Source organism: Pseudoxanthomonas yeongjuensis, assembly GCF_010093345.1.
Classification (GTDB): Bacteria; Pseudomonadota; Gammaproteobacteria; order Xanthomonadales; family Xanthomonadaceae; genus Pseudoxanthomonas_A; species Pseudoxanthomonas_A yeongjuensis.
The window spans coordinates 67,704-92,903 of record NZ_PDWT01000003.1 but is presented as its reverse complement, the minus strand read 5'-3'; the positions used below and the strand labels follow the sequence as shown (position 1 = coordinate 92,903).

25 protein-coding genes and 1 other RNA gene are annotated in these 25,200 nt (G+C 63.2%); 8 read left to right on the top strand and 18 right to left on the bottom strand.

Translation table 11 applies throughout. The features are described from left to right. Window positions 1-161 precede the first annotated feature (161 nt). Window positions 162-1,655: a DNA polymerase Y family protein gene (locus CSC74_RS10165; RefSeq protein WP_162314354.1), complete on the bottom strand. Its 1,494-nt coding sequence runs from the start codon at window positions 1,653-1,655 to the stop codon at window positions 162-164. Window positions 1,656-1,897: 242 nt separating this feature from the next. Here CSC74_RS10165 and CSC74_RS10160 point away from each other — a divergent pair, with 242 nt between their 5' ends. Beyond that, window positions 1,898-2,203 (top strand): HigA family addiction module antitoxin, encoded by a 306-nt coding sequence (locus tag CSC74_RS10160; protein ID WP_162314353.1) that lies wholly within the window; start codon window positions 1,898-1,900, stop codon window positions 2,201-2,203. Between the two features lie 421 nt (window positions 2,204-2,624). After that, window positions 2,625-2,846: a SymE family type I addiction module toxin gene (locus CSC74_RS10155; protein ID WP_162314352.1), complete on the top strand. Its 222-nt coding sequence runs from the start codon at window positions 2,625-2,627 to the stop codon at window positions 2,844-2,846. 111 nt (window positions 2,847-2,957) lie between these two features. Here the strand turns inward: CSC74_RS10155 and CSC74_RS10150 are convergent, their stop codons facing one another. The 3 genes from CSC74_RS10150 to CSC74_RS10140 form a co-directional block, all read right to left on the bottom strand. Then, window positions 2,958-4,538 (bottom strand): GmrSD restriction endonuclease domain-containing protein, encoded by a 1,581-nt coding sequence (locus CSC74_RS10150; RefSeq protein ID WP_162314351.1) that lies wholly within the window; start codon window positions 4,536-4,538, stop codon window positions 2,958-2,960. Window positions 4,539-4,660: 122 nt separating this feature from the next. Then, window positions 4,661-5,371 (bottom strand): restriction endonuclease, encoded by a 711-nt coding sequence (locus tag CSC74_RS10145; RefSeq protein WP_162314350.1) that lies wholly within the window; start codon window positions 5,369-5,371, stop codon window positions 4,661-4,663. A gap of 950 nt (window positions 5,372-6,321) precedes the next feature. Beyond that, window positions 6,322-6,801: a hypothetical protein gene (locus CSC74_RS10140; RefSeq protein ID WP_162314349.1), complete on the bottom strand. Its 480-nt coding sequence runs from the start codon at window positions 6,799-6,801 to the stop codon at window positions 6,322-6,324. Window positions 6,802-7,436: 635 nt separating this feature from the next. Here CSC74_RS10140 and CSC74_RS10135 point away from each other — a divergent pair. Then, the gene (locus CSC74_RS10135) at window positions 7,437-7,724 is read left to right on the top strand and encodes a helix-turn-helix domain-containing protein (protein ID WP_162314348.1); all 288 of its coding nucleotides are present in this window, start codon (window positions 7,437-7,439) and stop codon (window positions 7,722-7,724) included. A gap of 111 nt (window positions 7,725-7,835) precedes the next feature. Here CSC74_RS10135 and rpiA read toward each other — a convergent pair whose 3' ends face one another. From rpiA to CSC74_RS10100, 7 genes are all read right to left on the bottom strand, one after another. Then, on the bottom strand, window positions 7,836-8,489 hold the full coding sequence (gene rpiA / locus CSC74_RS10130) for a ribose-5-phosphate isomerase RpiA (protein WP_281349747.1): 654 nt from the start codon (window positions 8,487-8,489) through the stop codon (window positions 7,836-7,838). 116 nt (window positions 8,490-8,605) lie between these two features. Beyond that, on the bottom strand, window positions 8,606-9,076 hold the full coding sequence (locus CSC74_RS10125) for an EVE domain-containing protein (RefSeq protein WP_162314346.1): 471 nt from the start codon (window positions 9,074-9,076) through the stop codon (window positions 8,606-8,608). Further along, window positions 9,069-9,659, bottom strand: coding sequence for a 5-formyltetrahydrofolate cyclo-ligase (locus CSC74_RS10120; protein ID WP_162314345.1), 591 nt, complete (start codon window positions 9,657-9,659; stop codon window positions 9,069-9,071). Before CSC74_RS10120 ends, CSC74_RS10125 begins: the two co-directional genes overlap by 8 nt. Window positions 9,660-9,812: 153 nt before the next feature. Continuing rightward, window positions 9,813-9,997: non-coding RNA, 6S RNA (gene ssrS, locus CSC74_RS10115), on the bottom strand. 125 nt (window positions 9,998-10,122) lie between these two features. Beyond that, window positions 10,123-10,422 (bottom strand): cell division protein ZapA, encoded by a 300-nt coding sequence (locus CSC74_RS10110; RefSeq protein WP_162314344.1) that lies wholly within the window; start codon window positions 10,420-10,422, stop codon window positions 10,123-10,125. Next, a complete protein-coding gene (locus tag CSC74_RS10105) occupies window positions 10,419-10,637 on the bottom strand; it encodes a TIGR02449 family protein (RefSeq protein ID WP_162314681.1) in 219 nt (72 codons plus the stop codon). The genes CSC74_RS10110 and CSC74_RS10105 overlap by 4 nt, the downstream gene beginning before the upstream one ends. 139 nt (window positions 10,638-10,776) lie before the next feature. Then, on the bottom strand, window positions 10,777-13,026 hold the full coding sequence (locus CSC74_RS10100) for a putative bifunctional diguanylate cyclase/phosphodiesterase (protein ID WP_246193145.1): 2,250 nt from the start codon (window positions 13,024-13,026) through the stop codon (window positions 10,777-10,779). Window positions 13,027-13,176: 150 nt separating this feature from the next. Between CSC74_RS10100 and CSC74_RS10095 the strand changes: the two genes are divergently transcribed. The 3 genes from CSC74_RS10095 (at window position 13,177) to CSC74_RS10085 (ending at window position 15,895) form a co-directional block, all read left to right on the top strand. Further along, on the top strand, window positions 13,177-13,719 hold the full coding sequence (locus CSC74_RS10095) for a UPF0149 family protein (protein ID WP_162314343.1): 543 nt from the start codon (window positions 13,177-13,179) through the stop codon (window positions 13,717-13,719). Continuing rightward, complete coding sequence (pepP, locus tag CSC74_RS10090; RefSeq protein ID WP_162314342.1) at window positions 13,719-15,041, top strand: Xaa-Pro aminopeptidase; 1,323 nt, start codon at window positions 13,719-13,721, stop codon at window positions 15,039-15,041. Before CSC74_RS10095 ends, pepP begins: the two co-directional genes overlap by 1 nt. Window positions 15,042-15,127: 86 nt before the next feature. Beyond that, window positions 15,128-15,895, top strand: a complete 768-nt coding sequence (locus CSC74_RS10085) for a TerC family protein (protein ID WP_162314341.1) — start codon at window positions 15,128-15,130, stop codon at window positions 15,893-15,895. A gap of 185 nt (window positions 15,896-16,080) precedes the next feature. Here CSC74_RS10085 and pepQ read toward each other — a convergent pair whose 3' ends face one another. The 7 genes from pepQ to rph all read right to left on the bottom strand — a co-directional run bounded on the left by pepQ (window position 16,081) and on the right by rph (window position 23,464). After that, window positions 16,081-17,409: a Xaa-Pro dipeptidase gene (pepQ, locus tag CSC74_RS10080; protein ID WP_162314340.1), complete on the bottom strand. Its 1,329-nt coding sequence runs from the start codon at window positions 17,407-17,409 to the stop codon at window positions 16,081-16,083. A 165-nt stretch (window positions 17,410-17,574) separates the two neighbouring features. Continuing rightward, on the bottom strand, window positions 17,575-17,922 hold the full coding sequence (locus CSC74_RS10075) for a PilZ domain-containing protein (RefSeq protein WP_162314339.1): 348 nt from the start codon (window positions 17,920-17,922) through the stop codon (window positions 17,575-17,577). Beyond that, entirely contained in the window at window positions 17,919-20,327 is a 2,409-nt protein-coding gene (locus CSC74_RS10070; protein ID WP_162314338.1) for a DUF1631 domain-containing protein, read from the bottom strand. The genes CSC74_RS10075 and CSC74_RS10070 overlap by 4 nt, the downstream gene beginning before the upstream one ends. A gap of 80 nt (window positions 20,328-20,407) precedes the next feature. Further along, entirely contained in the window at window positions 20,408-21,562 is a 1,155-nt protein-coding gene (hemW, locus tag CSC74_RS10065; protein ID WP_162314337.1) for a radical SAM family heme chaperone HemW, read from the bottom strand. A gap of 85 nt (window positions 21,563-21,647) precedes the next feature. Continuing rightward, complete coding sequence (gene rdgB / locus CSC74_RS10060; RefSeq protein WP_162314336.1) at window positions 21,648-22,238, bottom strand: RdgB/HAM1 family non-canonical purine NTP pyrophosphatase; 591 nt, start codon at window positions 22,236-22,238, stop codon at window positions 21,648-21,650. Beyond that, window positions 22,235-22,633 (bottom strand): VOC family protein, encoded by a 399-nt coding sequence (locus CSC74_RS10055; protein WP_162314335.1) that lies wholly within the window; start codon window positions 22,631-22,633, stop codon window positions 22,235-22,237. The genes rdgB and CSC74_RS10055 overlap by 4 nt, the downstream gene beginning before the upstream one ends. Before the next feature lie 102 nt (window positions 22,634-22,735). Continuing rightward, window positions 22,736-23,464 carry a ribonuclease PH gene (gene rph / locus CSC74_RS10050; protein ID WP_162314334.1) on the bottom strand — a complete coding sequence of 243 codons (729 nt, stop codon included), beginning with the start codon at window positions 23,462-23,464 and terminating at the stop codon, window positions 22,736-22,738. 63 nt (window positions 23,465-23,527) lie between these two features. On the opposite strand from rph, the gene CSC74_RS10045 reads away from it, so the two are divergent. Both CSC74_RS10045 and gmk read left to right on the top strand, forming a co-directional pair. After that, complete coding sequence (locus CSC74_RS10045; RefSeq protein WP_162314333.1) at window positions 23,528-24,388, top strand: YicC/YloC family endoribonuclease; 861 nt, start codon at window positions 23,528-23,530, stop codon at window positions 24,386-24,388. A gap of 96 nt (window positions 24,389-24,484) precedes the next feature. Beyond that, the gene (gene gmk / locus CSC74_RS10040; RefSeq protein WP_162314332.1) at window positions 24,485-25,099 is read left to right on the top strand and encodes a guanylate kinase; all 615 of its coding nucleotides are present in this window, start codon (window positions 24,485-24,487) and stop codon (window positions 25,097-25,099) included. The last annotated feature ends 101 nt before the right edge of the window (window positions 25,100-25,200 follow it).

Sequence of the window (25,200 nt, the reverse complement as noted above, 5' to 3'; positions counted from 1 at the left end):
CCCAGTGACTTCAAACCATTGAAAGCAAAGACGCTGGGTTGACCGGCTTGCGCCGTTGAAAAGCACTTCCGCCTTCGCGGGGCTTTCAACAGCCGGATGGCTGGTCATGACGAGAGCGAATTGTTCAGGGGCTCCCTAGTGTATCGGCAAGCCGGCCCGGTTCAGAACAGGGGCCGGGTTTCGCCGATCGCGGGTTCGGTGTCGCGCTTCCTGGCCTGGTTCCAGCCGCCCGCGCCGGCCTTGAAGGGTTCGGCCTTGTCGCCGGACGCGGAAGGACGCTTGCGCTTCTGCACCTCGCGGTGCGCGTTCTCGGCCAGGACCTTGAATTGGCGTTCCCGCTTCAGGAACAGCTCGTCCGCGGTTTCGGGTTTCCGTGCGTTGCCTTTCCGGTGGGTGGCGACGTCTTTCTCCCGCGCGGTTTCCGGGATCTGCGAAAAGGGGATGCGCATCGGCGCCGCATCGTGGGCCAGGGCGTGCTGCATGGCGCCGAAATAGATCGAATTGTTGCCGTACTTCTGGTTGATCCGGTCGACCACGCGGCTCATGTCGCGGTCGCGCTGGCGATTGGCCATCAGGTCCCCGGTGACGCTGTCGCCCTGCTGCAGGCCGACCAGGGTGACCGCCACCGACAAGGGTGGGTTGCGTCGTGGATTCCAGCGTCCGCGCTGGATCGCGGTTTCCAGTTGCGCCAGTTGTTCGCCCAGCTGGTGCAGGAAGGTCGACGTATCGTCGATCGGCGCGAAGGCCAGGTCGCGTTCGAAGCGGTGCTCCAGGCCCACGAAGCGGATCCGGATCGACAGACCGCTGGCCTGGAATCCATCCTTGCGCAGGCGCATCGCCGCCTTGGCCAGCAGTTTGAACAACACCGAGCGCGCGCCTTCGAAGCTGCGCAGTTCCGGCCCCAGCACGTGCGAGTGGCCGATCGAGCCGCGCTGGGTGATGCGGTCGGGCACATCCTGGCCGCGCAGTTGCAACCAGAAGCGCTCGCCATCGCGGCTGCCCCAGGCCGCGCGCAGATGCTCGCGCGTCGCGCCGCAGAGTTGCTGCACGGTGTGGATGCCGGTGTGGATCAGGCGCTGTTCCATCGACGGGCCGATGCCGCAGAAGTCGCGCAATTCCAGCGCATGCAGCTTGTGCGGCAGGTCGTCCATCTCCAGCACGGTCAGGCCGTCGGGTTTGTGCATGTCCGAAGCGGTCTTGGCCAGGAACCGGTTGGGCGCGATGCCGATGGAGCAGCGGATCCAGTCGAATTCCTTCGCGATCCGCCGCTTGATGTTTTCCGCAATGACGATGGCGTTGCCGCGTTGGCGTTCGCGGCCGATCAAATAGCAGGGCACTTCATCGATGGAATCGGGCTTGGCATGGGGGATGCAGTCCTCGATGGCGTTCATCAGTTGATGGTGGACTTCGACATAACGCGCCGGCCGCGCCTCGACCAGCTCAAAATCCGGACATCGGTCCAGCGCTTCCCAAACCGGCGTGCCGGTACCGATGCCGTACTGCTTCTTGGCCTCGATGCTGGCGGCGATGCAACAGGTGGTGGCCGCAACCACCGGCACCACGCCCACCGGCTTGCCGCGCAGGGCAGGATTGTCCTGTTGCTCCACCGAAGCGAAGAACGAGTTGAAGTCGACGAAGAGGCAGCGCAGGGTCATGGCGGGGAAATTATCGCGCCGACCGTTCTCATCGGGGGAGAAACAAGCTCAATCAACAACTTGGAATTCATCGGTCGCCAGCCGTGGGGCGACGTAGGAGCGACGTAAGTCGCGAAGGATAAAGCGGCCGTCAATCGCGACTCACGTCGCTCCTGCGTGCAGCTTGCAATTGACGCCATTGCAACACGTATGAATATTGTTCATGGTGTCGGGAAGAAATTCACCGATTTGAGAATCGAATCATGTCCATCCCTGCTATCAAAAACGGCATGCCACCGATCCATCCCGGAGAATTCCTCCAGGAAATTCTCGAAGATCGCGGAATGAGCCGAGCGGCCTTCGCCCGTGCTATCGACGTCTCGCCAATGCGCATTTCGCATGTTGTCCGCGAAGAGCGCCCGGTGACGGCAGATCTCGCGCTGCGGTTCGGTCGCGCCTTTGGCCAGAGCCCGCAACTCTGGCTGAACCTGCAGTCCGGCTACGACCTCAAGATCGCCGAGCGCGAAATCAAGGACAGTCTGCGGAAGGTGCGCCAATTCGCGGCGTAGGAGCGACGTGAGTCGCGATGGTGGATAACGCCTGAATTAAGCCGTCCAATGCGGGTTTGGCTTGAAGGAATTGCTAAGCTTCAGCGCCCGTGTGTGGTGCAAGGAGCTCACTTGCTAGCCTTAAGCTTCGGAACCTCGGTTTGAACGAGTTGTTAGGCCCACCCCTGCCAGTTGACCATGAGCCCGCAGGCCGATAGATTGTCTGCAGGTGCTCAACACACCTTTACTAGGCGGTCAGCCGCACCCGAAAGCAACGCGGTTTTTTGTGCCTAGGGTTTTACACCTATGGCCGGGTGGCGCGCAGCTATACAACACCCGAAAGGGAAAATCTGCGGGCGGACCTAGTACCGTGTTGAAGCACCCGGCCGCCTCTCTCAACAGGAGGCGAAGTTGGTTACTCAACGAATGCTAGGAGATTGCCATGGCTAAACAGGCCAAAGTTTTACTCAAGCCGCGCGTTTTGAAGGTGGGCTATCAATACTATGAGAGCCAGCACAAAAATAGCGAACTCCGCTACAGACCAAGACAGGTTCCGCTCTTGCGCCTGAGTGGTGACTGGTTACAGGCAGCAGGCTTTGTGGTTGGACAGAAAGCACGAGTCGAAGTTACAGGGCGCGGTATCACGATTGTGGTTGAAGAGTAATGCAAACCATGCAGTGAGCGGATAAAAATCCGCTCACTGTATTTTGTTTTTTTACGGGCCTAGCGCCAGATTTAAGCCGTGCCGCGAAGCGGCATCGACTTGAACGAATTGTTACGCCCCACCGCCGTTCTTGTATCCGGTATTGCAGTATGGGTGCGTCATACCGCAATTGCCCACGTCCCCAATGCCGCCAAGCTTTTTGTCCTTTACGTGGTCGTAAGATACCGACTTAGTCGGGTCTAGGTATCCGTCGCAAACTGTGCAGCGTTGTGCGGAGCTAATCGCTGATGCGATGAAAGCTTTGCTTTTCACATCGTCGCTGAACTCGGTTCCTGATGTGGCCGGGGTGCCGACCACAATCTTCCCCTCTAGATTGGCAATCGAGACGAGGTCTGTGTCGGTCGGAACCTGTCCATCGCGTAGTTTTTTGACGATGAACTCGAGCACGGTAGCGTGAACGCTTACGCGGCGGCCGCTGATGTGTCGCTGAATAATTGTCGACAGGAGGTCCTTCTTCTCGATCAGGATCTTCTCTAGATCACGGCGAACACTAGTGAACTTCTTGAAGAACTCCGAGTCGTTATTGATGGCCTTCTTGGCAATCAATTCCATTGTGCCCATGAACATATAGCTGGAGTGCCTTCCGCTCGGACCGTAGAAGTAAATCGCGGGGTGCAAACCGAGGCTGCCAGGCGCGTTGCCTGTAACTCTCTCTACTAGCGACTTTGTCTTCTGTAGAGCCTTGAGAGTGCCGCTGCCATCACTATCGTCAAGTGTGTCGCTTAGCTTGACCGGCTTTCCGCTCTGGTCGCGATTGGCAATGATGCACAAGTCAATAAGAGTTTGAATTGCAGTGCGCATGCCCCGTGATCCGCCCAATGGAAGGTCAAGCGTTTTGATCGGGCTTTGGATCTCGGGATCAAAAAGTAGTTCATTGATTTGCTTTGCGGAGCGTTCGATCTTCTCCGCAATCTCGTCGTCGAAGCTGGACCAGTATTTATGTCCTTTGCCGGAGCGAATGATTGCTCTTGCTGCAATAGCTATCGGCTTGTGACGATTCTTGAGCAGAAGTTCTTCAATGTTATCTAGTGGCGTCCCTTTTGTGTTGATTTTGAAGAATGACGCTTCGGCCTTGTCTACGTCTCCATTGACCCACTGAATCGGCAGCGCACGCGTTGAGATGATGTGCAGTCGCTTCTTCTCCTCTTCAGCAAGCGAATCCTTAGCTTTCTTCTGTAAGGTGGACCAGCGCCCGATTCTTGATTCGACCAGTTGTCTCGTGCGATGAGCTACGCGCTTTTGTTCTTTAGAAAGTTCTGTCCCGAAGTAGGAGAGTGAAAGGTGTCCGTCTCCGTAGTCGTCCTCAATCCAAGCGCGCAAGACACTGAGGCGGTGCCCGCCATCAATCACAAATGTTGCCATCTCGGATTGCCAGAGGATCACCGAAGGGATCAGGTCGCCATCAACGTAACACTCAAGCAGTGAGACGACTTGCTCCGGCGTCCAGTGATTGGTTTCCCGTTGAAAGTCCGGCTTGCGTAGCAGGGAGCCAAGAAGTCCATCCGCAGTGAAGTCACGAACTGAAATCTTGTCTTGCTTGTCGTAATGCGGAGATGTCTGCGATGACTTGGCGGCGAAATCCTCGCGCGTGATCATTGCATCAAGATTGACGAGATTTGCTCTGTTAGCCATAAACTTCCCCGTGGGTATAACGCCTGAGTTAAGCCGACCCGCATCGGGATGGCGACTGGGTGCTAGCGTAGCGGAAAAGTACCCAGGCGGCGCCCCGATGCGGGTCAGGCTTGAACGAATTGTTAGGCGTCACCCTTGATAGCCTGAAGCTGTTGCTCAAGAAGTAGTTCCCCGGCAGCAACAATTTGATTTGCATAGCCCATGAACTCATGTAGATCGTCTGTACGAATTACGGAATTTCCATCTTCCGTCCAGCCGCAGTTATACGGTGGCGTGCCCAATCGAGCTCTCTCAAAGCCGTACTGGAGCGATGAGAATTGGCCGAGGCAAGTCATCACCGCGCGGCCATCAACAGAATCGTGTACTGGCTTGGAAGACCAGTGATGCTTATCGTGCTTATGAGTTCTGTAGAGAGAATTGAGTCCATGCCTGACCTTGTACCCTCTTGATTCAAGGTCTAGTAACGACATTGAGATTGCGTGATCTGCTGTTAGCTCGCGAAGCCCGTCCAGATCGGTAAGCGTGATGTTTGTGTTCTCAGTGCACTTGATGGCGCCGGCTTGAAATCCTGACGTCGAAACGATCACTGCTCTGTCAGCGCCTAGATCATCTGAGATTGCCTTAAGTGCTAGGACTTTTTCCTTAGTGACGTTACTTTTCCAGTGCTTGCACTCAATGAGCCATGTGGTCGGTATCCCGAACGATCTAAACTCAACGAAGACATCCACGACATGCGTGCCACGTGCACCGCTAATGCTGTGCTCCACGGAAACAGCACAGCCAAGCTGTCGGAATAGATCGGCGGTTTCTTCCTGCAGGTCTTGCCAGTTCATCATGTGACGCCTAACGCCTGAGTTAAGCCGGCCCGAAGCGAGGCGGCGACTGCATGCTAGCGTAGCGTAGGCACGTAGGCGCTGCCACGATTTGGGCTCGGCTTGAACGAATTGTTAGAGGGCGGCGGCTTTATCACCCTCTCCGCCGGAATTTGCGCGCCACCATTGTGATTACAGCTGCTCCGCCTGTGACTATTGTCATGCAACCAACGATAACGCCTGTGAAGCCAAGCCAGCGCCACCCAAAGTGATCTGCCAGCATCACAATGCCAAAGCAAAGTAATGCACCCAAGAACGCCGCCGAGAAAAGCGTGTACGCCTTGGAAGGTGCAGTGTTTGCTTTTGACGGCTGCATGGATGCTTGGATCGCCCTCTAACGCCTGAGTTAAGCCGACCCGCAGCGGGGCGGCGACTGGATGCAAATATAGCCGAAGGCGTGCAGTCAGGCGCCGCCCCGATGCGGGTTCGGCTTGAACGAATTGTTAGGCCGCATACTCAATTACCTAAAAAAGCGAGCTTTTAGAAGCATAACTATCAGCGCAAGCCCAGCGGAAACCCATAGCAGCCCGAAAATAAGGTTGTATAGCGGCTGACCAAGCATTGTCAGGAGTGCCTGCTCAAGACCACAGTTAGTCCTGCAGGGGCCAATACCAGCCGGACGAAGAACTAGCATGATCGATCCGTAGCCGATCGCCATAAGTCCAAGCAACGAGCCAAGACCAACAACAAACAATGAGACTCGCTTCTTGGCAACGGTCGCGCGTTTTTTTCTCATGCGGCCTAACTCTAAATAGACCCCTTAACTGGGGTGCTGCGAGATGTTGCGGTTCGGGCTTGGCTTTCGTCAACGATTCTTTACTGCCTTGGTTCGTTTTTCCAAATATCCCTTACGAATGGGACGGGTGGGGAAAAGAAAAGGCCTCAAATAAGAGGCCTTTTCTTGTTATTACTTACTGGCTTGCCGCCGGGTCTTCAGGAGGGGCGGCAGGCGACCGCCTTGAAAACCTGGCTGCAAGCATCTTCTTCAATTCGTCGAGGCCTTTGCCCTTTCCGGCGACCTTGAGGAAGGCATAGCCTTCCAGCGAACCGGTCATCAGGTCGCTGCCCAGGGCCATGTCGGTGTCCTGCATACGCTTGTACAACTTGGTGAAACGGATCATCCGGGGTCGCAATGCATCCAACGTTGCCAAGTCCCGTTGCAAGCCTTCCAGGTCGAAGTCGCGCGGGAGGATGCCGGGGTTCTCACTCAGGATATTCACCGCCTGCCGGCAGAACGCCTCCGACTTGTCACCCATCTTGCTTAGCTCCCGCCGCTTGGCTGGCGTCAATGCCAGCAGACCGGTGAGCTGGGTTTCGAGTTGGGTGAAAGCAGTGTCGATGGCGGACAGGTTCTCCGCGGTGAGGTTCATGTCGATCAGATTCTGACTCATAGTTCGCTCCTTGATTCCTTGTCAGTTAACCGGCCCGCATGGCCGGCAACTCGACTCTATACCCAGAATCCGGTTCGGTTCCAGAGCGTCGACCCCGGCAAGGTAGCCACCGTCCCTCCGGCACGCTCGCGCAAGCATCCCGATACCCAGGCACGGAATGCGGCATACCCGCGCGCGACTTCCAAAGCCTTGCGCGCGAGGGGGTGCATGTCGCTGGCGAATATCGGTAACGTCGCCACCGACTCTCCGAGACTCGCGCACAAGGACGCATAGCCTTGGCGCCAACCTTCCGAGTGTCGAACGCGAGCCTCTGGAGCATCGCGCCCGACACAGAAAGCCGTGCGTCCGAACCTGCAAAGCCTTGCGCGCGAGTATCCAGAGTGTCGCGCGCGACACTGCACTTGCTTGCGGCCGGGTATCGGGATGCCTGCGCACCCGGTGGGATGCTTGGTCGGCTTGATCGGATCGTTCAAGGCCGGGCCGCCGCCCGACTTGTCTTCAGTCCGAGTGACAAACAGTGGCGTTTCGGCGATTCCGCCACGGCTGTTCACTATTCTGCTACCAAGCGGATATCCAAGAACTTGCATATAATCCGGATAAATGGATAGTCGCGGCCATGTAGGCAGGTGGATGCGATGAAAGAGAACAAAATCATGAAATCCGGCGGAAACGTGTTTTCCGATCTTGGATTCGATGACGCGGATGCGCAGGTGCTGGCATTGCGCGTCGACCTGATGGCGCAGCTCGATAAGAAGATCAAGGCTGGCAAGATGACCCAGGTGGCTGTCTCCAAAGTGCTGGGCGTCAGCCAGGGTCGCGTGTCGGACCTGACCCGCGGCAAGGTCGAGAAATTCAGCCTGGATATGCTGATCACATTCGCCGCAAGGCTGGGATCGCCCGCCAGGATCGAATTGTCGCGCTGATCCGGAACAGGGTCGTGGGAGCGGCGTCCCGCCGCGAGCTTTTCAGCTTGTTGCCTTCATCCAGCCCCGGGCGCGATCAAGAGCTCGCGGCGGGACACCGCTCCCACGGACTTACAGCACCTGCGGCGGCTCGCCGCCGACGATGACCACGTCGGCGGGGCGGCGGGCGAACAGGCCCACGCTGACCACGCCGGGGATCTGGTTGAGTTCCTTCTCCATCGCCACCGGGTCGATGATCGACAGGTTGTGCACGTCGAGGACCACGTTGCCGTTGTCGGTGACCACGCCGTCGCGCCAGACCGGCTGGCCGCCGGTCAGCGCCAGGATCCGGCGCGCGACCAGGCTGCGCGCCATCGGGATCACTTCGACAGGCAAGGGGAATCTGCCGAGTATCGGCACCTGCTTGCTCGGGTCGATCAGGCAGACGAACTTTTCGCTGGCTTCGGCGATGATCTTCTCGCGGGTCAGCGCGGCGCCGCCGCCCTTGATCAGGCGCTTGTGCGGGTCGCATTCGTCGGCGCCGTCCACGTACAAGGCCAGCTCGCCGGTGTCGTTGAGTTCCATGACCTCGATGCCGTGGCCGCGCAGGCGCGCGGTGCTCTGCTCGGAACTGGAGACGGCGCCGGCGATGCGGTGCTTGATCCGGCCCAGCGCATCGATGAAGAAGGCGACCGTGGAACCGGTGCCGACGCCGACGATCATGCCGTCTTCGACGTATTCGATGGCTTTCTCGGCGGCCAGGCGTTTTGCTTCGTTCTGCGGCACGTGAAGATTCCTGTGGGTTAAGTTGGCAACTGTAGGAGCGCCCCTTGGGCGCGATGCTTTTTGCGATGGGGCTTGAAGCAAAAGCATCGCGCCCAAGGGGCGCTCCTACGGGGGATCTATTCCAGGGACAGCAGCAGCTTCCATTGCGCGGCGGTGACCGGCATCACCGACAGGCGGGTGCCCTTGCTGGTCAGGGCGAAACCTTCGCCCAGCGCTTCGGTGTGCTGCCTGATTTCTTCCAGCGGGATGACGCGCTTGAGCTTACGTTCGAAGGCGACGTCGACCAGCATCCAGCGCGGTTCCTCGCGGGTGGCCTTGGGGTCGTAGTAGTCGCTCTTGCGGTCGAACTGGGTTTCGTCCGGATAGGCCTTGCTCGCCACCTTGGCGATGCCGGAAATCCCGGGCACGGCGCAATTGGAGTGGTAGAACAGGATGCCGTCGCCGACCTGCATGCCGTCGCGCATGAAATTGCGCGCCTGGTAGTTGCGCACGCCATTCCAGGGTTCGATGCCGACTTTTTGCAGATCATCGATGGAGAAGGCATCCGGTTCGGACTTCATCAGCCAATAGCGTTTGCGGTTACTCATGACGGGGGGCGGCCACCAGGGTTCGGGTTTCGGTGCAGATCGCGTCGGGCACTACGTCCCAGGATTCGGTATCCAGCGCATCCACGCATTGCGCATCGAAGCCGACGCCCACCAGCCAGGGCGGTGGCATCGCGGTATGGCGGAAAGCGAAAGTGCGATCGTACCAGCCGCCTCCCATGCCCAGGCGGCGCCCGCCGGGATCGAAGCCGACCAGCGGCATGACCACCAGCGACATTGCCTCGGGTGGCAACGCCGAGGCCGGTCCCACGTCCGGTTCCGGGATGCCGAAGCGGTTGGTCACCAGTGGATCGCCCGGTCGCCAGGGCGCGAAACGCAACTGGTTTTCTTCGTGCAGCACCGGCAGGCAATAAACCAGTTCGCGCGGTAGCCGCAGTTGCCAGCTGTGCAGGGCGATCTCGCCATCCATCGCCCAGTAGCCGGCGACGTAGCCGCTGGCGGGCGCGAACGCGAGCTGCAGCAGGCGATTGCCCAGCGCGTCGGCGGCGGCGATGCGTTGCGGGGCGGGGATGGCACGGCGTTGCGCGCGCAATCCGCTGCGCAGGCTGGTGCGGTCCGGGGTCATGCAGCGTTCCGCGTGATGGATTCCATGCGCGGATTATAGAGAGGTAGGAGCAGGAGACGTAGGAGCGGGCCTTGCCCGCGATGCTCTTGGGATCTGTAGGTACTACAAGGCATCGCGGGCAAGGCCCGCTCCTACAGGGAATCGAAGAAAAATACATCCTCCGCCATGACGATGCTTGCGAAACGACCTTGAACCCGGGGTTCAAGTGGGAAGAGTTGGGGGCCTTCGGGCTTTCCGCTGCGAGGCGGACTTGCGCTCCTGGCTTCCGTTCCCTTCCCGTGGTCGTATTTAAGGGACAAGGCGAATGTTTTGCACGCCGTCGTTCACGGCAGAGGATGCGCGGCCAGTATAGCGATGGCGACGGAAATGCAAAGTCCGTTCGTCGGTGGGATTCATTTTGCAGTGCGCATCGATGTGCTGCGTCCCGGTTCCACGCAGGGCTACGCGATCCGTGGAACCGGGTTCAGCGCGGCGCGTCGAGCACGCTGTCGAGCTTGCGGTGCAATTCGCCCAGGGTGCGCGACAATTCCAGTTCGCGCGCGCTGCTTTCATCGCGCAACTGCTGCAGTTCATGCGCCAGGTTGAGTGCGGCCAGCACCGCGACGCGATCGACCGCGGCCATCTTGTTGCTGCCGCGGACTTCGCGCATCTTGCCGTCCAGCAGCTTGGCCGCGGCCATCAGGCTGCTGCGCTCGCCGGCTTCGACGCCGACGGTGTATTCGCGGTCCAGGATGTGGACGCTGCCCGGTTCGTTGCCGCTCATGTGTGCTGCTCCAACGATTTCAGCCGCGTGATCATGGCTTCGACCCGCGAGCGGGCCTGCTCGTTCTTGGCCAGCAGTTGCGAGCGTTCGCTGGCAAGCTGCTCCTGCTGGGTGCGCAGGCTGCGGTTTTCGTCGGCCAGGCGCTGGCAACGGTCGGCCAGTTCCTGGATACGCGCGGCAAGGCTGCGGAGCGGGTCGATGGCTTCGTTGTCCATGGCGCCACGATAGGCATGGCCCCGGCGGGCGGTCAAGCATGATGTGGGAGCGGCGTAAGCCGCGAGCTTTTATCCAGGTATCCGGCAGGTTGAGATCCAAAACCAAAGCTCGCGGCTTACGCCGCTCCCACAGGGCTTGTCAGGAAGCGACCTTCAGGCCGTACTCGCGGATGAAACGCAGGCAGGCCTCGGGCGGCAGGGCGTGGGAGATCCAGTGGCCCTGGATCTCGTCGCAACCATGGTCGTGCAGGAACTGCAATTGCGCGGCCGTTTCCACGCCTTCGGCGATCACGTTGAGCGACAGCGAGTGGCCCATGTTGATGATGGTGCTGGTGATGGCCTCGTCGTCGCTGTCGTGGGTCAGGTCGCCGACGAATTCCTGGTCGATCTTGAGCGTGGTCAGCGGCAACCGCTTGAGGTAGGCCAGCGAGGAGTAGCCGGTGCCGAAGTCGTCGATGGCCAGGAACACCCCGAGCCGGCGGCAGGCGCGCAGCGTATCGGCGTTCTTCTCCGGATTGGCCATGATCACGCTTTCGGTCAGTTCCAGCTCCAGGCAATGCGCAGGTACCCCGGTCTCCTCCAGGACCCGGGCCACGACGTCGGCCAGGTCGCCGCGCTGCAGTTGCAGCGCCGAGACGTTGACCGCGACGGTCAGGCACGGCAGTCCCAGTTCGTGCCATTGGCGCAGGGTCATGCAGGCCTGGCGCAGCGCCCAGGCGCCGATTTCGAGGATCAGTCCGGATTCCTCGGCCAACGGGATGAACTGGCCGGGGGAAACTTCACCGAAGTCCTTGCTTTGCCAACGCAGCAGCGCTTCGACGCCGGTGATGCGCTGCTGGGTCAACGAAAGACGCGGCTGGAATACCAGCGAAAGCTCGTCGCGTTCCAGCGCACGGCGCAGCGCGCTGGCCAGGATGGCGCGGTGCCGGGTCTTCTCGTCCATCGATTCGGAATACACCTGGTAGGTGTGCCGTCCGGCGGACTTGGCCTGGTACATGGCGGTGTCGGCGTGCTTGAGCAGGTCGGTCGGCACTTGCGCGTGGTCCGGGTACAGGCTGATCCCGATCGAGGGCGACACCGACAATTCCAGGCGTTCGCCGAAGCTGAGCGGCAGCATGAACGCATCGATGATCCGCTGGGCGATGTTCTCCGCATCGCCCAGCGAGCCGATGTCCTCCAGGACCACGGTGAATTCATCGCCGCTCAACCGCGCCACCGTGTGCTGGGCGCCCACGGTCTGCTGCACGCGCGCGGCCGCGGCGCGCAGGATCCGGTCGCCGGTGGCGTGGCCCAGCGAGTCGTTGATGTCCTTGAACCGGTCCAGGTCGATGAACAGCACCGCGACCTTGCCGTTCTCGCGCCGCGCCCGGACGATGGCGCGCGACAGGCGCTCGGACAGCAGCGAGCGGTTGGGCAGGCTGGTCAGGGTGTCGTAATTGGCCAGGTAGCGCAGCTCCTGCTCGGCGCGCTTCTGTTCGGTGATGTCGTTGAGCACCATCACGTACAGGCGGCGCTGGCCGCTGGCGTCGGGGACCACGTTGGTTTCGATCTTGCAGAGGATTTCCTCGCCGTCCTTGCGCACCTTCCAGACCTCGCCCGACCAGCGGCCGTCGCGGTGCAGGTCCGCGCGCATGTGCTCGAAGAAGGCCTCGTCGTGCTGGCTGCTGTCGAGCAGGGTCACCGACTGGCCGATCACCTCCACGTCGGCGTAGCCGCTGATCCGGGTGAAGGACTGGTTGACGGCGATGAAGTTGTAGTCCCAGTCCAGCACCGCCACGGCCTCGCTCATGCTGCGCATGACCTCGCTGGCGATGCGGTGCTCGTATTCGGCGTTGCGGCTGGCGGTGATGTCGCGCGCGGTGCCGGCGATGCGCAGCGGGCGGCCTTCGGAGTCGCGTTCGACCACGCGGCCGCGGGCCCGGATCCAGGTCCAGGAACCGTTGCCGGCCAGGTCCATGCGGTGCTCGGACATGAACAGCGGCGTCTCGCCCTGCAGGTGGCCGCGCAGGCGCTCCATCACCAGCGGCATGTCCTGTTCGTGGATCGTGGGCACGTCGCCCTGGCCGGTGAGCACGGTGATTTCGGCCGAATGCGGGGCGCCTTCGTTGGCGCGCATGTGGTGCATGCGGCGCCGTACCAGGTCGTAATCCCAGAAATGCTCGCCCGAGGCCCACAGCGCCAGCTTGAGGTGCTCGTCGCGTTCGCGCAGGGATTCGGTGCGGGGTGTTTCCGGCAGGGCAGGCCGCCAGGATTGCCAATAGCGCCGGCTGGCGATCGCCAGCACCGCCACCAGTACGGCCAGCGCAAGCAAGGCAAGCAGGATCACCGGCAGTCGCGAGGAAGACAGCGCTGCCGGGAAAGCCATGGCGATGGGAGCTGCGGATAGCATGAAATGGTTTCAAGCCCTCGCTGCGGCGCCTGGCCGGGTCCTGCGAGTGTAGGCATGCAGCGGACCGGACAACAAGTCGTAGCGCAGGTTTTCGTTGCTACACTTCCGCCCCGGGTTTGATTGTCCTGCCCGTCGTGCGGAATACGTTCAATGGCCGAACTGCCCTCCATCGTCGATATCGCCGAGGCCTCGCGGCGCTCCGGCCTGGCTGTCGATCCCTCCGAACTGCATGGCGCGCTGTGCGGCTGGCTGTCCGGTGGCGGTGAAAACACGGGGAACTGGCCGGCGAAAGTGCTGGCCGACGATGGCCTTCCGGCGCCGGAACCGGGTGGCCCGCTGGATGAACTGCGCAAGGCCAGCGCTTCGCAACTGGATGATCGCGGCTTCGGTTTCGAGTTGCTGCTGCCCGAGGTGGAGGATTCGCTCGACGACCGCGCCGAGGCCCTGTTCGACTGGTGCCGTGGTTTCCTCGGCGGCTTCGGGCTCGCGGCCGGCGCCCGTCCGCCCTTGTCGGAAGAAGCCGAAGAGGCGTTGCACGACCTGGCCCGCCTGGCCCAGGCCGCGCCGGAAAGCAGCGGCGACGACGAGGATGAGCACGCCCTGGCCGAGATCGAGGAATTCGTGCGTGTCGCGGTGCTGTTGCTGCATGGGGATTGCGTACTGGGGCCGCGCCACCGCCAGAGCCTGAACTGATGAAGCAGTCGACGGGCATCTCCGCCGCGGAATTCGCGCGGCGCCGCAGGCAGCTGATGCGGATGTCCACCGACGACGCGATCCTGATCCTGGCGGCCGCGCCCGAGCGCATCCGCAGCAACGACACCCACTATCCGTATCGCCAGGATTCCGATTTCTGGTACCTCAGCGGCTTCCCGGAACCGGAAGCGGTGCTGGTCCTGGTGCCGGGCCGAAAGCACGGCGAGACCCTGTTGTTCTGTCGCGAGCGCGACCTGGAACGCGAGGCCTGGGATGGCCCGCGCGCCGGGCAGGAAGGCGCGGTCGAGCAGTTCGGCATGGACGACGCCTATCCGATCGAGGATCTGGACGAGATCCTGCCGGGCCTGCTGGAAGGCCGTTCGCGGGTGTACTACCACTTCGGCCGCGATGCCGAGTTCGACCTCAAGCTGATCGGCTGGGTCAACCGGGTGCGCGAGCAGGTCCGGCATGGCGCGCAACCGCCGCATGAATTCCTCGAACTGGGGCATCTGCTGCACGAATTGCGGCTGTTCAAGTCGAAGGACGAGCTGAAGCTGATGCAGCGCGCGGCCGACATCAGCGTCGAGGCGCACCAGCTGGCCATGCGTGCCTCGCGCGCCGGCATCCACGAATACGAACTGCAGGCGGAGATCGAGCGCGTGTTCCGCGCCAACGACGCGTGGCCGGCCTATGGCAGCATCGTCGGCGCTGGCAACAACGCCTGCGTGCTGCACTACCGCGCCAACAACGCGCGTGCCGCCGATGGCGAGCTGGTGCTGATCGATGCCGGTGCCGAGTTCCGTGGTTATGCTTCGGACATCACCCGCACCTTCCCGGTCAACGGCCGTTTCAGCAAGGAGCAGCGCGCGTTGCACGACCTGGTCGGCGCTGCGCAGGCCGCCGCGCTGGCGCAGGCGAAGCCGGGCGTGGCCTACGAAGCTGGACACGCTGCTGCGGTGGAGACGCTGACGGAAGGACTGCTCAAGCTCGGCCTGTTGAAAGGCAAGCTGGAGAAGAACATCGCCGGCGGCCAGTACAAGCGCTTCTACCGGCACAAGACCGGCCACTGGCTGGGACTGGACGTGCACGACGTGGGCGAATACCGGCTTTCCGGCGAATCGCGCATGCTGGAACCGGGGATGGTCTTCACCATCGAACCGGGTCTCTACGTTTCCCCGGACGACACCAGCGTCGATGCGAAATGGCGCGGCATCGGCATCCGCATCGAGGATGACGTGCTGGTCACCGCGGATGGGCACCGGGTGTTGACGGACCGCCTCGCCCGGTCGGCGGACGAAATCGAAGCCTTGATGGTCGCGTGAAGACCCATTGAAGGACTGCCTTCAAATATCGGGCATGCGGGCCTACCCGTGCCCCGTTTTCTATTTTCTTACTTATTGGACGAATGATGGAATCGCTGGCAAATCCGGAAATCTGGATCGCACTGGCCACGCTCACCGCGCTGGAGCTGGTGCTGGGTATCGACAACATCATCTTCATCTCGATCCTGGCCGGCAAACTTCCCGAGCATCAGCGCGACAAGGCTCGCAAGCTCGGCATCGCGCTGGCCGCCATCACGCGCCTGGCGCTGCTGTTCGTGATCTCGTGGATCATCGGACTGACTGCGCCGCTGTTCGGTCTGTTCGGCAACGAGTTTTCATGGCGCGACCTGATCCTGATCGGTGGCGGCCTGTTCCTGATCGGCAAGGCCACGCATGAGATCCACCAGAAACTGGAGGGTGCGTCAGAGCAAGCGACATTAGGCGCGGCAGGGAGTTTCATGGGCGTGATCGTGCAGATCATGCTGCTGGACGTGGTGTTCTCGCTGGATTCCATCATCACCGCGGTGGGCATGGTCGAGGAACGCTGGGTCATGGTGACCGCGATCCTCATCTCCATCGCTTTCATGATCGGCTTCGCCAAGCCCATCGGCGACTTCGTCGAGCGCCACCCCACGGTCAAGGTGCTGGCGCTGAGCTTCCTGATCATGATCGGCCTGGTGCTTATCGCCGATGGTTTCGGCCAGCACATCCCGAAGGGCTACATCTATGCGGCGATGGCATTCTCGGTGTTCGTCGAGCTGATCAACCTGTGGATCCGCAGGCGCAGTGCGGCTGCGCGGACCAAGCCGGTGAAACTGCACGAGAAGTACCTGCCACCCGGAGATGGACGGTAACTGCACGAGCGTGTCCGCAGTCCGGCATGCGGTGGCGGCTATCCGGGCCGGCTCTTGTAAAGAGGCGGACCTCGGAGAATTTCTTCAGGCGTAGGAGCGACGTGAGTCGCGAAAGTTCATGACTTCCAACGGTTCATGGCTTCGCGACTCACGTCGCTCCTACGCCAGGTTATGCCTATGCCAGGTCAGGCGCTGGCTGCGAAGGCCGGGCGGGTCAGGTTCTCGGCCTCGCCGTCGGTGCACATCACTTCATCCTCGATGCGGATGCCGCCATACGGCCGGAACGCCTCCACGCGCGCCCAGTCGACGCTGGCGGCGTGGCCGTTCTTCTTCACTTCATCCAGCAGCATGTCGATGAAGTAGAGGCCGGGTTCGATGGTCACCACCATGCCCGGTTCCAGCACCCGGGTCATGCGCAGGTAGGGATGTCCGGCAGGACGGGCGATCTTGCCGCCGCGGTCGCTTTCGGCGAAGCCGGCGACGTCGTGGACCTGCAGGCCGATCGGATGGCCGAGGCCGTGCGGGAAGAACGCGGCGCTGACTCCGGTTTCCAGTGCGGCTTCCGGCGACACCTTGATTACGCCGAAATCCTTAAGGATGCCCATCAGCGACACGTGGGCATCGATGTGCAGCTGTTTGTAGTCCGTGCCCGCGCGGACGCCTTCCCCCATCTTGATCTGCGCCGTGTCGACCGCATCGATCAGCGCCTGGAACTCGCCTGAAGTATCGGCGGCGTAGGAGCGGGTGATATCGCTGGCGTAACCGTGGAAGCTGGCGCCGGCATCGATCAGGAAACTGCGCGACTGCGCGGGTGCGGTGCGGCCGAGTTCGGTGTAGTGCAGCACCGCGCCGTGTTCGTTCAAGGCCACGATGTTGTTGTAGGGAAGTTCGCCCAGGTCCTGGCCCACGGCGCCGCAGTACGCCATGTGGATGGCGAATTCGCTCTTGCCTTCGCGGAACGCCGCCTCGGCGGCGCGATGCCCACGCACGCCCAGGCGTTGCGCTTCGCGCATCAGCGCGATCTCGTACGGCGTCTTGTAGGACCGCTGGTATTCCAGGTAATCGACTACCGGTTGCGGATTGTTCGGCGCGTAGTCCCCCAGCGTGCTTTGCGCCTCACCCAGGATCGCGCAGCGGGCGGCGGTTTTGGGCAGCAACGCCAGCGCCTCTTCCGGCTTGCGGATGATGTGGATGTCGAAATGTTCCACCCACCAGCCGCTTGGCGCGTCCGGCACCACGTGCCAGTAGTCGAAGGGCTGGTGGAAGAGCACCTTCGGCCGTTGTCCCGGCGTATACACCAGCCAGCTGTTGGGCACCCGGGTCAACGGCAGCCAGGCCTTGAACTGCGGATTGACCGCGTACGGATAGTCGCGGTCGTCGAAGAGCTGGTAATGCAGGGTGCCGCTGGGCACGACCAGATGGTCGAAGCCGCCGCGCGCCAGCGCTTCGTCGGCGCGACGTTTCATCGCGGCCAGGTGATCGGCGTACAGGGCCTGGAAATCGGGAACGGTCATCGCGGGCACTCGTTTCGGAATCCCGTGATTTTGCCGCAAGTGGCGTCACGACGCATTGACCGTAGGAGCGGGCCTTGCCCGCGATGCTTTTATGGCGATGCGATGAAGAGCATCGCGGGCAAGGCCCGCTCCTACAAAAGCAACATCCGCTACAAAGGCCCGCTCCTACGTGCGGGGATCGGACCGCGCTATCCACTGGCGCAACACGGCCAGTTGGCTTTCCTCGAGGGTCAGGAAGCGCAATCCGGCCCAGCTCTGGCCGGGGGTGTTGGCGCTGCCGAGCCAGATCAGGTGCGCGCCCACGTCGATCGGCACCACCCGGCCGGTGCGATCGATGATCTCGAAACGCAACTGGTACAGAGCGTCCTCGCAGAGCGGCGCGCTGGCGACCAGCAACATGCCGGATTCCGAGATATTGCCGACCCGGCCGATGGCCTGCTCGGTCATCGTGTCGAAAACGATCACCGATTCGTGGACATTGCGGCGTTGCGAGCGGCGCGATTCGTTGATCATGCGCCGGCTCCCGCGCTGGCGGCGTCGCCTGCGCCGGCATTTCCGGAGAAGTTGCGCAGGGCATTGACCGTGGCCTGCCAGGCGCGATCGATCAGGCGGCCCTTGCCCTGGGTGACCACGCGCACCTGGTCGCGGGCCATCAAGCGCGCCAGGCTGTCGAGCGACTGTTCGCCGAGGCGCTGGCCGCGCTGGTTGACGAACAGGGCGTTGTCGGTGACCGGGCTGTACCAGGACAGGCGCTGGCGGGTCATGTCGCCTTGCTGGTTGATGGCGAACTCGAACCAGGTGCCGAACGGCAGCGTGCGCAGGTAGTCATGGCATTCCTGTTCCTTCGGCGTGCGTGGAACATGTACTTTCTTCTTGACCTCGGTCTGCTCGCCGAGCCGCGCACGCGCCTTCAGCCGCGCGGTCAGTTCGGTGCGCGAAGTGGTTTCGTCCTCGCCGTCCGCGCTGGACAGGCGCCGGGCGATGGCCGCGGCCTCGTCGCCGTGGTAGCCCACCTGGACCAGGGCGGCCTCGACCTTCGAGGTGAGTTCCGGATCGATGGCCGCGACATCCTCGTCTTGCACCGGCCCGCTGGTGCTGGCGACGATGTGGCGGGTGATCTCGACCTGCTCGCGCCACTCCTCCGAATCCTCGCCGTTGCGCAGCTGGCTGAGGGGGAGCACGTCGGCCCAGGCCTGGTTCAACAGGGCCTGCACGAATTTCTGCGGGGCATGTCCCTGCAGCGCGGTTTCGATGGTTTCGGCGGCGCGGTTCTTGGCCGTTTCCAGCCGGTCCTTGCCGCGCGCCGCTTCCACGTGCCTGCGCTCGGCGACTTCGGCTTTGCGCGCCATGGCCCGGAAGTGGGCCTGCACGTCGTTGTTGGCGCTCTCGAAGACCTCGTCGTCGCCCTGGTAATCGGCGACCACGCGCTCCACCGCGTGATGCAGCTTCTGCACCAGTTGCGGATCGCCGTCGCCATCGCCCAGCCAGGTGGCGCCGGATTCGGCCACCGAGTTCAGCAGCTCGCGCGCCGGATGCTGCGGACGCAGGAAGAATTCCCGGTCGTGCAATGCGGCCTGGGCCACCGGTACCTGCAGCCGCACCAGCAGATCGACCGCGGGCGCGTCGCGCTGCACTTCGCGTTCCATCTCGTTGTACAGCAGGCCCAGCAGCTCGAAGGTGTCGGCATCCTGCTGTACCAGGGTGGCGCCCGGCCCGTGCTTTTCGCGACCCTGGGCGAGCAGGGTGTCCTGCACGTCCAGCATGGTGCGGCGGGGGTTGCCGGGGGCGACCGCCGGTATCGGCTGGGGTTGCAGCAGGCGCAGGCCGGACAGCACGGCCTGGGTCGGGAGCGGGACGGCCGGGCCACCTCCGCGGGCTTGCGTGGGAGGCGAGTGGGCGGATGCCTGCCTGGCGGGTCCGGCCATCGTCGCCACACGGCGACCGGACAGCAATTGCTGAAGCGTGGCGAAAGACGATGCATCGTCGGCGGTCATCGCGACCCGGGTGTCGCCTCCGCCGTCTGCCGGGGTGGCGGCTGCATCGGGCGCGCGACTGGCCGCGCCCGCAGTGCCGCCGTCGGCGCCCATGACCGTCCATGCCGAGGGCGATGACTGGCCATACCAGTCGGTCATCGGCCGCGAGGCGGCAGAAGAATGCGCGTGCGCTTCGGCCATGTTCCTGCGCCCGGCCGGCTTGTCGATACGCGCCAATTGCGGGGCATAGACCAGGCCTGGCAACACGCCCTGGCGCGCCAGCAGATCGTTGAGCACTTCGATCCAGCCGGTATATTCCGCCATCACCTTCTGGTCGAAGGACTTGTACAGCATCAGTTGCGAATCCAGGTCGATCTCGAAGGTCGCCCCGGCCGCCGCGCGCAATATCCGGCACAACGCCTGCGGTCCGACCGGCAACAGTGCGGCATCGAAGGCGGGGGAACCGGCGAGTACGCCGAAACGCTGGCCCAACAGGTGCAGCGGCGTCTGGGTACGGGCGTCATGGCGCCGCGCGATCTCGCGCAACACGATGTCCTGGTCCATTTCCGCGTCTTCGACCAGGGTCATGGTCTGGTATTCGATGCGCTCGTGGGCTTCGGCCGGGGCGCGGCGCATATCGCGGATGCTGGCGATTTCCGCCTCCAGTCCGGCCAGGAACATCGGCAGCAGGTCGCTGCGGCTCTTGCGCAGCGCATGCAGGTTGGCGAACTGTTCCGACTGCTTCTCGTTGCTGCGCGCGCGCTCGGCCGACTTGAACAACTGCTGCTCGAATTCCACCAGCATCAGGTTGATGCGTTCGCCCAGATCGGTCGCTACATGGGCGAAGAAGGTCGCAAGGATGCGGCGGACACGGGGTGGCAGCAACGGCGCGGACGCGATCGTCGCCGGAGTCGTGGAAGGCGCTGCGTGTGGTGGTTTGGACATGTGTTGCGGTCACTCCCCTGACGCGATATTAAACACATTCCCCGGTGGGCATGCTTTGTCCATAACGCCGGTAGCGCCGGTTACAGGCCCAGGAACAGTTCCACCACGTCGTTGGTGAAGCGACGGCCCAGGCCGGTGGGCACGACCCGATCATCGGCGACGGCCAGCCAGCCGCGGGCCTGGGCCTGTTCGAGCTGCGCGCGGATTCCCGCAGCCGGCAAGCCGGTCCAGGCCTCGAAGTCGGCCAAGGCGAAGCCCTCGTTGAGCCGCAGCGCGTTCAACATGAACTCGAAGGGCCGCCGTTCCGGGGCGATGCGCTCGTCGCCGCCCCACGATTCCGGCGTGCCCGCTTCGGCCTGGAAGACCGTCGGGTGCTTGGTCTTCCAGCGCCGCAGGATGTCCTGCTCCGCGCCCAGGGTGAGCTTGCCGTGGGCGCCGGCGCCGATGCCCAGGTAGTCGCCGAAGCGCCAGTAATTGAGGTTGTGCGCGCACTGGCGCCCGGACCGCGCATAGGCGCTGACCTCGTATTGGGCATAGCCGGCGTCCGCGAGCAGGGCCTGGCAATGCTCCTGCATGTCCCAGGCGCTGTCGTCGTCCGGCAGGCCTTGCGGCGGCCGGGCGAAGAACATCGTGTTCGGCTCCAGGGTCAGCTGGTAATGCGAGATATGGGTCGGCTGCAGGGCGAAGGCGCGTTGCAGGTCGTATTCGGCCATCGCCAGGTCCTGGCCGGGCAGGGCGTACATCAGGTCCAGGTTGAAATTGTCGAAGCCCGCGTCCTGGGCCAGTTTCACCGCGCGTTCGGCCTCGGCGCTGTCATGGATGCGACCCAGGCGTTTCAGGCAACCGTCGTCGAAGCTCTGGATGCCGAAGCTGATGCGGTTGACGCCAGCGTCGCGGTATTGGTCGAAACGGCCGTGCTCGGCGGTGCCCGGGTTGGTTTCCAGGGTGATCTCGAGACTCGGCGCGAAACGCAGGCGGCTGCTCGCCGCCTGCAGAAAGCGATCGATCTGCTCGGGCGGGAACAGGCTGGGCGTGCCGCCGCCGAAGAACACGCTGTGGATCGTGCGGCCCCAGACCAGCGGCAGGTCCTGGTCCAGATCGCGGATCAGGGCGTCCACGTAGCCTGCGAACGGCAACGCGCCCTTGCCCTCGTGCGAATTGAAATCGCAATACGGACATTTGCGCACGCACCAGGGCAGGTGCACGTATAGCGACAAGGGCGGTGGGGTCAGCATGTGCCTATTGTAGGAGCGCCCATGGGCGCGAGCTTTCCGGTGGGATCCTTGATGCGGGACGAAGAGCTCGCGCCCATGGGCGCTCCTACAGGGCCGCGAGGCGCTTTTTCAGCGCAGCCAGGGCCTTGCCGCGATGGCTGATGCCGTTCTTGAACGGCAGCTCCATCTCCGCTGCCGACTGGCCATGGACCGGATCGAAGAACACCGGATCGTAGCCATGGCCGCCGCTGCCGCGCGGTTCGTGCAGGATGCGGCCGTTCCATTGGCCTTCCACGATCAGCGGTTGCGGATCGTCGGCATGGCGTAGCAGCACCAGTACGCAGTAGAAGTGCGCGGTGCGGCGTTCGTCCGGAACGCCGTCGAGTTCTTCCAGCAGCTTGTCGATATTGCGCGAGGCATTGCCGTGCTCGCCGGCGTAGCGCGCCGAATAAAGCCCGGGTGCGCCGTCCAGGGCGTCGACGCAGATGCCGGAATCGTCGGCCAGCGCCGGCAGGCCGGTGATGCGGGTGGCGTGGCGGGCCTTGAGCAGCGCGTTCTCGACGAAGGTGATGCCGGTTTCATCCGCATCCTCCACGCCCAGGTCGGACTGGGCGATCAGTTCGGTGCCGTTGCCGGACAACAGGCCGCGCAGTTCTTCGAGCTTGCCGTGGTTGGAGGAGGCCAGGACCAGTTTCATGCCTCGCCCCGTGGTTGCAGCAGGTCCCAGCGATTGCCGTAGCGGTCGCGGAAAACGGCGACGGTGGCGTAAGGTTCCTCGCGCGGATCTTCCAGGAACTCGATGCCGTTCGCCTTCATCGCAGCGTGGTCGCGCCAGAAATCGTCGGTCTGCAGGAAGAAGCCCACCCGCCCGCCATGCTGGTCGCCGATGCGCGCGCGCTGCGCGTCATCGCCGGCCTTGGCCAGCAGCAGGCCGGTTTCGCTGCTGCCGCGCGGCGCGACCCGCACCCAGCGCTTGCCGTTGCCGCGATCGGTGTCTTCCAGCAAGTCGAAACCCAGTGCGCCCGTGTAATGGGCGATGGCTTCGTCGTAGTCGTCTACGACCAGGGCGACCAGGCTGAGGGTTTGTTTCATGGCTCGATATCCGGCTGTTCGTAGGAGCGGGCCTTGCCCGCGATGCTCTTCAGGATTTCCGGCAAATACAAAAGCATCGCGGGCAAGGCCCGCTCCTACGTGTTATTGGTCTGCCAACGCAGCGCGCTGAGCGGCGAACAATTCACCGATGCCTTTTTCGCCCAGCGCCAGCAATGCGTCCAGTTCGTCGCGGCGGAAGGCATGGCCTTCGGCCGTGCCCTGCAGCTCGATGAAACCGCCGCCGTCGTTCATCACCAGGTTCATGTCGGTGTCGCAGTCGCTGTCTTCCGGATAATCCAGGTCCAGCACAGGCACGCCGCGATAGATGCCGACCGAGACCGCGGCGACCGCGCCGTGGATCGGATCGCGCTTGAGCTCGTTCTTCTTCTTCAGCCAGTTGACCGCATCCACCAGGGCCACGTAGGCGCCGGTGATGGCTGCCGTGCGGGTACCACCGTCGGCCTGCAGCACGTCGCAGTCCAGGGTGATGGTGCGTTCGCCCAGCGCATTGCGGTCCACGCAGGCGCGCAGCGCACGGCCGATCAGGCGCTGGATCTCCAGCGTGCGTCCGCCCTGCTTGCCGCGCGAGGCCTCGCGATCGCTGCGGGTATGGGTGGAGCGCGGCAGCATGCCGTATTCGGCGGTGACCCAGCCTTCGCCTTTGCCGCGCAGGAAGCCCGGCACGCGATTTTCCACGCTGGCTGTGCACAGCACGCGGGTCTCGCCGAAGGAAACCAGCACCGAGCCCTCGGCATGGCGGGTGTAGCCGCGCTGGATGCTCACTTCGCGCATCTGTTCGGGGAGGCGGCCACTGGGGCGGGCAACTGTCATGCGCGAATCCGTAAAAAGGGCGGGCTAGGGTACCATTCGCCTCCCGCAGCTCAGGTCCAACCGATGATCCGCAGCATGACCGCTTACGCCACCGCCGAACGCGCCACCGATGGCGGCACCCTGGCGTGCGAGCTGCGCGCGGTGAACCATCGCTTCCTGGAACTGGGTCTGCGCCTGCCGGAAGAACTGCGCGTCCTGGAGCCGGTACTGCGAGAACGCATCGCCGCGCGCATCGCCCGCGGCAAGCTGGACTTCTCCCTGCGCCTGCGTTCGCCGGAAGGCGAGGGCGCGGTGCGGGTCAACCAGGACCTGATCAAGCAACTGGCCGCGGTCGCGCTGGAACTGGACGCGCATTTTCCGCAATTGCGCGCCGAGTTCGTCGATCTGCTGCAGTACCCGGGCGTGCTGCAGAGCAGGGCGGTCGATGCCGAGGCCCTGCAGGCGCATGCGCTGGCGCTGCTGGACGCCTTGCTGGACCAGTTCGTCGCCGCGCGCGAACGCGAAGGCGAGAAGCTTGCGCAGGCGATCGGCGAACGCGTCGATGCGCTGTCCGCGCGCGCCGCCGAGGTGCGCGAGCTGATCCCGCTGATCCGCGCCGGCCAGCGCCTGAAGCTGGAAACGCGCCTCGCCGACCTGGCCCATCCCGCCGATCCGGGACGGGTCGAACAGGAACTGGTGCTGGGACTGCAGAAACTCGACGTGGACGAGGAACTGGACCGGCTGGACAGCCACATCAAGGAAATCCGCCGGGTGCTGAAGCAGACCGAGCCGGTCGGCCGCCGCCTGGATTTCCTGCTGCAGGAATTCAACCGCGAAGCCAACACGCTCGGTTCCAAGTCGGTCGACGTGCGCACCACCAATATCGCGGTGGAGCTCAAGGTGCTGATCGACCAGATCCGCGAACAAGTGCAGAACATCGAGTGAAGAGTGGAGAGAAACGAGGAACGAGTGGCGAATCAATGCCGGCGATGCCGGCCGTGACCACTCGTTCCTCGTTCCTTTACACTCGTTCCTGACCTTATGCGCGGAACCCTCTACATCGTCGCGGCGCCCTCGGGCGCCGGCAAGAGCAGCATCGTCAACGCGGTGCTGGCGCGCGACCCGCAGATCGCGTTGTCGATCTCGTTCACCTCGCGCCAGCCACGGCCGGGCGAGCGCCATGCCCAGCACTACAACTTCGTCACCGAAGACGAATTCCAGCAGATGATCGGCGCCGGCGACTTCTTCGAGTACGCGCGCGTCCACGGCGACTGGAAGGGCACCGCACGGCAGTCGGTGGAACCGCAGCTGGCCGCCGGCAAGGACGTGCTGCTGGAAATCGACTGGCAGGGCGCGCGCCAGGTGCGCGACAAGCTGCCCAATGCGGTCAGCGTGTTCATCCTGCCGCCCTCGCGCCAGGCGCTGGAACAGCGCATGCGCAACCGCGGCCAGGACAGCGAGGCGGTGATCCAGCAACGGCTGGCCGCCGCGCGCGAGGAGATGTCGCATTACGGCGAGTTCGATTACGTCATCGTCAACGAGGTCTTCGACACCGCGGTGGACGAGATGTGCTCCATCTTCACCGCCAGCCGGCTGCGCCGGGAACCCCAGGTGGCGCGCCACGGGAAATTGATCTCGAACCTTCTGGCCGATTGAGCCGCGCAACCATGAGCCTGCTTCCTCTTGGGGGAGGGGCTTCAGCCCCGACAGGCCGCGGGCATCGAGGCCGAAGCCCGTCCCACAAGGCCCGGTGGAAG

Excerpts from the sequence above, each read along its gene's own strand:
- CSC74_RS10165 (WP_162314354.1), bottom strand. The coding sequence starts at position 1,655 with ATGACCCTGCGCTGCCTCTTCGTCGACTTCAACTCGTTCTTCGCTTCG.
- CSC74_RS10160 (WP_162314353.1), top strand. The coding sequence starts at position 1,898 with ATGTCCATCCCTGCTATCAAAAACGGCATGCCACCGATCCATCCCGGA.
- CSC74_RS10155 (WP_162314352.1), top strand. The coding sequence starts at position 2,625 with ATGGCTAAACAGGCCAAAGTTTTACTCAAGCCGCGCGTTTTGAAGGTG.
- CSC74_RS10150 (WP_162314351.1), bottom strand. The coding sequence starts at position 4,538 with ATGGCTAACAGAGCAAATCTCGTCAATCTTGATGCAATGATCACGCGC.
- CSC74_RS10145 (WP_162314350.1), bottom strand. The coding sequence starts at position 5,371 with ATGAACTGGCAAGACCTGCAGGAAGAAACCGCCGATCTATTCCGACAG.
- CSC74_RS10140 (WP_162314349.1), bottom strand. The coding sequence starts at position 6,801 with ATGAGTCAGAATCTGATCGACATGAACCTCACCGCGGAGAACCTGTCC.
- CSC74_RS10135 (WP_162314348.1), top strand. The coding sequence starts at position 7,437 with ATGAAAGAGAACAAAATCATGAAATCCGGCGGAAACGTGTTTTCCGAT.
- CSC74_RS10125 (WP_162314346.1), bottom strand. The coding sequence starts at position 9,076 with ATGAGTAACCGCAAACGCTATTGGCTGATGAAGTCCGAACCGGATGCC.
- CSC74_RS10120 (WP_162314345.1), bottom strand. The coding sequence starts at position 9,659 with ATGACCCCGGACCGCACCAGCCTGCGCAGCGGATTGCGCGCGCAACGC.
- CSC74_RS10110 (WP_162314344.1), bottom strand. The coding sequence starts at position 10,422 with ATGAGCGGCAACGAACCGGGCAGCGTCCACATCCTGGACCGCGAATAC.
- CSC74_RS10105 (WP_162314681.1), bottom strand. The coding sequence starts at position 10,637 with ATGGACAACGAAGCCATCGACCCGCTCCGCAGCCTTGCCGCGCGTATC.
- CSC74_RS10100 (WP_246193145.1), bottom strand. The coding sequence starts at position 13,026 with ATGCTATCCGCAGCTCCCATCGCCATGGCTTTCCCGGCAGCGCTGTCT.
- CSC74_RS10095 (WP_162314343.1), top strand. The coding sequence starts at position 13,177 with ATGGCCGAACTGCCCTCCATCGTCGATATCGCCGAGGCCTCGCGGCGC.
- pepP (WP_162314342.1), top strand. The coding sequence starts at position 13,719 with ATGAAGCAGTCGACGGGCATCTCCGCCGCGGAATTCGCGCGGCGCCGC.
- CSC74_RS10085 (WP_162314341.1), top strand. The coding sequence starts at position 15,128 with ATGGAATCGCTGGCAAATCCGGAAATCTGGATCGCACTGGCCACGCTC.
- pepQ (WP_162314340.1), bottom strand. The coding sequence starts at position 17,409 with ATGACCGTTCCCGATTTCCAGGCCCTGTACGCCGATCACCTGGCCGCG.
- CSC74_RS10075 (WP_162314339.1), bottom strand. The coding sequence starts at position 17,922 with ATGATCAACGAATCGCGCCGCTCGCAACGCCGCAATGTCCACGAATCG.
- CSC74_RS10070 (WP_162314338.1), bottom strand. The coding sequence starts at position 20,327 with ATGTCCAAACCACCACACGCAGCGCCTTCCACGACTCCGGCGACGATC.
- hemW (WP_162314337.1), bottom strand. The coding sequence starts at position 21,562 with ATGCTGACCCCACCGCCCTTGTCGCTATACGTGCACCTGCCCTGGTGC.
- rdgB (WP_162314336.1), bottom strand. The coding sequence starts at position 22,238 with ATGAAACTGGTCCTGGCCTCCTCCAACCACGGCAAGCTCGAAGAACTG.
- CSC74_RS10055 (WP_162314335.1), bottom strand. The coding sequence starts at position 22,633 with ATGAAACAAACCCTCAGCCTGGTCGCCCTGGTCGTAGACGACTACGAC.
- rph (WP_162314334.1), bottom strand. The coding sequence starts at position 23,464 with ATGACAGTTGCCCGCCCCAGTGGCCGCCTCCCCGAACAGATGCGCGAA.
- CSC74_RS10045 (WP_162314333.1), top strand. The coding sequence starts at position 23,528 with ATGATCCGCAGCATGACCGCTTACGCCACCGCCGAACGCGCCACCGAT.
- gmk (WP_162314332.1), top strand. The coding sequence starts at position 24,485 with ATGCGCGGAACCCTCTACATCGTCGCGGCGCCCTCGGGCGCCGGCAAG.